This window comes from Rhizobacter sp. (assembly GCF_035702065.1).
Taxonomy (GTDB): domain Bacteria; phylum Pseudomonadota; class Gammaproteobacteria; order Burkholderiales; family Burkholderiaceae_C; genus Rhizobacter.
This window is the reverse complement of the sequence record NZ_DASSRA010000334.1, coordinates 1-4,195: the sequence shown is the minus strand read 5'-3', so window position 1 is coordinate 4,195 and position 4,195 is coordinate 1. Positions and strand designations below refer to the sequence as shown.

General features: G+C 67.4%; 2 protein-coding genes and 1 pseudogene. All 3 read right to left on the bottom strand.

Annotated elements, in window-relative coordinates:
- A pseudogene (locus VFL64_RS14960) lies at positions 1 to 342 on the bottom strand (DUF1501 domain-containing protein); the annotation flags it as partial.
- 13 nt (positions 343 to 355) lie between these two features.
- Complete coding sequence (locus VFL64_RS14955; protein ID WP_489541178.1) at positions 356 to 2,083, bottom strand: DUF1800 domain-containing protein; 1,728 nt, start codon at positions 2,081 to 2,083, stop codon at positions 356 to 358.
- A 225-nt stretch (positions 2,084 to 2,308) separates the two neighbouring features.
- A partial coding sequence (locus VFL64_RS14950; protein WP_489541177.1) for a vitamin B12 dependent-methionine synthase activation domain-containing protein occupies positions 2,309 to 4,195 on the bottom strand: 1,887 nt, incomplete at its 5' end.

The window sequence follows — 4,195 nt, the reverse complement described above, 5'->3', positions numbered from 1 at the left end:
GGCCCGCACGCCGCCCAGCGCGGCCGGCGAGCCGGCCGCCGCCGCGGTGTCGGGCGCGGTGCCCACGGCGCGCAGCGCAATGGGGTCGGGTGCGGTGGCGCGCACGGTGGAGTAGGTGTTCCACGAGTCGGTGTCGGTGGGCAGCACCATGTTGGCCGAGTCGTTGCCGCCGTACAGGAACAGGCACACCAGCGCCTTGTAGCCTGTGGTGCTTTGCGCGTGGGCCGCGTTCATCGTGGCCAGGTTCATCGCGAAGGGCAGGGCCGCCGGGCCCACCGAGCCCGACAGGATGGCGGCGCGGCGCAGGAACTCGCGGCGGGACGCTTGTTTGTTGTTCGTCATGTTCTTGTCCTCCTCACTTTTGAACCATGTAGTCGGGTGAGGCCATGGTCAGCAGGATGCCGATGAAGACCCGGTCCCGCTTGGCGCTGTCAACGGTCGCCTGGTTGTTCGAGGTGGGCGCGGGGATGGTGCGCCCGTTGATGCCGGCGAGGATCTGCGTGCGCAAGGCGCTCGTCATCTGGCCCGACATCAGCAGCAGGTTGAGCCGGTCCACCAGCGCGGCGGGGTTGTCTGCGAGCGCCATCTCGGCGCTGAAGTCGAGCTGGATGTCGCGCGCGGTGTTTACCGTGAGCCAGGTGCCGCGGAGGTAGTTGAGGTAAGCGGCCACCGAGACCTCGCTGGCCAGTTGCAGCTCCGGCGCCACCAGGCCCGCGGCGGCCGCGGCGCTGTTCGGCGGCGTGTAGCCAGGGCGGTAGAAGTTGAACACCGTGGGCGAGCGCATGGCGGTCTGGCTCAGGGTGCCGTCGGTGTTGTCGATGCCGGTGAACTCGTTGCTGGTCGAGGTGGCCTTGAAGGCTCGCAGCAGGTGCGACAGGCGCAGCACAGGCTCGCGTACCTTGCCGAAGGTGGTGCTGGCCGAGTTGTCGGCGCGCGCCTCCGGGTCGAGCAGGATGGCGCGGAACACTGCCTTCATGTCGCCGCGCACGCCGGAGCCGTTGTTGTTGAAGGCGGCCGCCACGCGGGCCACGTAGGCCGGGCTCGGGTTGCTGGTGACCATGCGCTGGATCAGCTGCTTGCCGATGAAGGGGCCGACGTTGTGGTGGTTGAACAGCGTGTCGAGCGCGGTCTGCAGGTCGGCGTCGGCATTGGCCGTGCCGTTGGCCGCGATGGTGGTGCCGAGGAAGCGCTTCTCGCTGATCGAGTGGTAGGTGTTGTAAGCCTGCATGGGCCGGAAGTCGCGCTCTGCCTGCGCGTTGCCGCCGAAGAAGCGGGTGGTGGTGCGGTCGCTCGCATTGGGGCCGGCGTACCAGCTGAAGCCGGTGAACACCTTGGCCAGGCCCATGATGTCGTCATGGGTGTAGGTCTCGGTCGGCGTGCTGCCGCGCGTGGTGCCGTCGTCGTTCAGCTCATAGAGGCCGATCGAGAACAGCTGCATGATCTCGCGCGCGTAGTTCTCGTCGGGCACGCGGCCGTTGGCGTCTTCCTTCTGGTTGCGCAGGCTGGTGAGGTACACGCCCATCATGGGGTGCAGGCTCACGCTCTCCAGCAGGTCGCGATAGTTGCCGAAGGCCTTCTCGGCCAGCATGTCGTAGTAGGACGTGACACCGCGCGTCTGGTTGGCCAGCGTGCCGTCGACGAAGGAGATCACGAAGATCTGCGACAGCGCAAAGGCCGCACGCTGGCGCAGCTGGTCGGGGCCGGTCAGGGCCTGCCGCCAGTACGACTCGCGGAAGTTGGTCGGGCTCACCGTGCCGCCGTTGGCGGCCAGGTCGGCGGCCTTCTGGTCGACGTAGGTGCGGTGTGGCACGGCGGGGCGGGTGAACTGGTCGTTCAGCCAGGCCGAGTAGCTGCTCTGCGTGAGCGCATTGATCGAGGCCTCGGTCGGGCCATAGGTCGCCTGGGCGAGGAAGCGGGCCGCCTCGGCCTGCGTGGGCGGCGGGCCGGAGGACTCACCGGATGACGCATCGTCGCTGCCTCCGCTGCCGCAGGCCGCCAGCACGGCGACGAGCACCGCGGCACCGGCGCTGCGCATCAGGCGCTCGGCCCACACACGGTTCTTGGTTTGACGTTGCTGGTTCACCTGCATCCCTCCTCGTTGTTCGAACTGATACAGGTCCGTGCACGCAGAAGGCGTACCCGGGCCGTGAGCGGCATTGTTCGAGCCGAAAGGTGGGGGTTTGCGTGAATAGTTGGCAATTTGTGAAACGCTTACGTCTCACATCGAGCCAAATGGTGACCAATCCCGCGGGTGTTGCGTACAGATGCTTCGTCTGTAAGCGGCGGCAACGGCTGCCGCCGCCCGGGCTCACAACAGCGAGGCGAGCGAACGCTGCGCTTGCGCGGCGTCGAGCCGGTTGCGCGCGGCCCAGTCCTTCAGCTGGTCGTCGCCGATCTTGCCCACATTGAAGTAGGTGGCCTCGGGGTGGGCCAGGTAGAAGCCGCTCACGCTGGCTGCGGGCGTCATGGCCAGGCTTTCGGTCAGGCCCATCTCGATGTCGGCGCACTGCAGCACGCGGAACATCTCGGCCTTCACCGTGTGGTCCGGGCAGGCCGGATAGCCGGGGGCGGGGCGGATGCCGCGGTACTTTTCGGCGATGAGCTCCTCGTTGCCCAGAGCCTCTTCGGGCACGTAGCCCCAGAACTCCTTGCGCACGCGCTGGTGCATGCGCTCGGCAAACGCTTCGGCCAGGCGGTCGGCCAGGGCCTTGAGCATGATGGCGCTGTAGTCGTCGTGGTCGTCGAGGAACTGTTTTTCCTTCTTGTCGGTGCCGAGGCCTGCGGTGACCGCGAAGAGGCCGATGTGGTCTGCCACGCCCGAGCCCTTGGGGGCGATGAAGTCGGCCAGGCAGCGATTGGGGCGCATCACGCCATCCACCACCGGGCGCACCGTCTGCATGCGCAGGCCGCGCCAGGTCATCAGCACCTCGCTGCGCGTCTCGTCGGTGTAGATCTCGATGTCGTCGTCGTTGACGGTGTTGGCGGGGTACAGGCCGATCACGCCGTTGGCCTGCAGCCAGCGGCCCTTGATCAGGCGGTTGAGCATGCTCTTGCCGTCGCTGTGCACGCGGCGCGCCGATTCGCCCACGATCTCGTCCGTGAGGATGGCGGGGTAGGAGCCGGCCAGGTCCCAGGTCTGGAAGAAGGGCGCCCAGTCGATGCACTGCGCAAGCTCGGCCAGGTCGTAGTTCTTGAACACGCGGCGGCCGGTGAACTTCGGCATCGGCGGCTGGTAGCCCGCCCAGTCGATCTTGGTCTTGTTGGCGCGCGCCTCGGCCAGCGTGACCAGCGGCGTCGCCTTCTTGTTGGCGTGCTGCTCGCGCACGCGCTCGTAGTCGGCGTTCAGCTCGGCGATGTAGGCCGTGGCCTTGTCGTCGCTCAACAGGTCGCTGCACACGCTGACCGAGCGGCTGGCGTCGGGCACGTAGACCACCGGGCCGTCGTAGTGCGGCGAGATCTTCACCGCGGTGTGCACGCGGCTCGTCGTGGCGCCGCCGATCAGCAGCGGGATCTTCTTGAAGCGGAAGTACTCGTCGCGCTGCATCTCGCCGGCCACGTGCTGCATCTCTTCCAGGCTGGGGGTGATGAGGCCGGAGAGGCCGATGATGTCGGCGCCCTCGACCTTGGCGCGCGCCAGGATGTCCTGGCAGGGCACCATCACGCCCATGTTCACCACCTCGAAGTTGTTGCACTGGAGCACGACGGTGACGATGTTCTTGCCGATGTCGTGCACGTCGCCCTTCACGGTGGCGATGATGATCTTGCCCTTGGCCTTGGCTTCGCCGCCGGCGTCGATCAGGGCCTTCTTCTCTTCCTCGATGTAGGGCAGCAGGTGGGCCACCGCCTGCTTCATCACGCGGGCGCTCTTCACCACCTGGGGCAGGAACATCTTGCCCTGGCCGAAGAGGTCGCCGACGACGTTCATGCCGTCCATCAGCGGGCCCTCGATCACGTGCAGCGGGCGGCCGCCCTCGGCCTTGATGGCCTGGTAGACCTCTTCGGTGTCTTCGGTGATGAAGTCGTTGATGCCGTGCACCAGCGCATGGGCCAGGCGCTCGCGCACGGGCTTGGCGCGCCAGGCCAGCTTGGCGCTGTCATCCTTCGCCGCACCCTTCGCACTTTCCGCCACCTCGACCAGGCGCTCGCCCGCATCAGGCCGGCGGTTCAGCACCACGTCTTCCACGCGCTCGCGCAG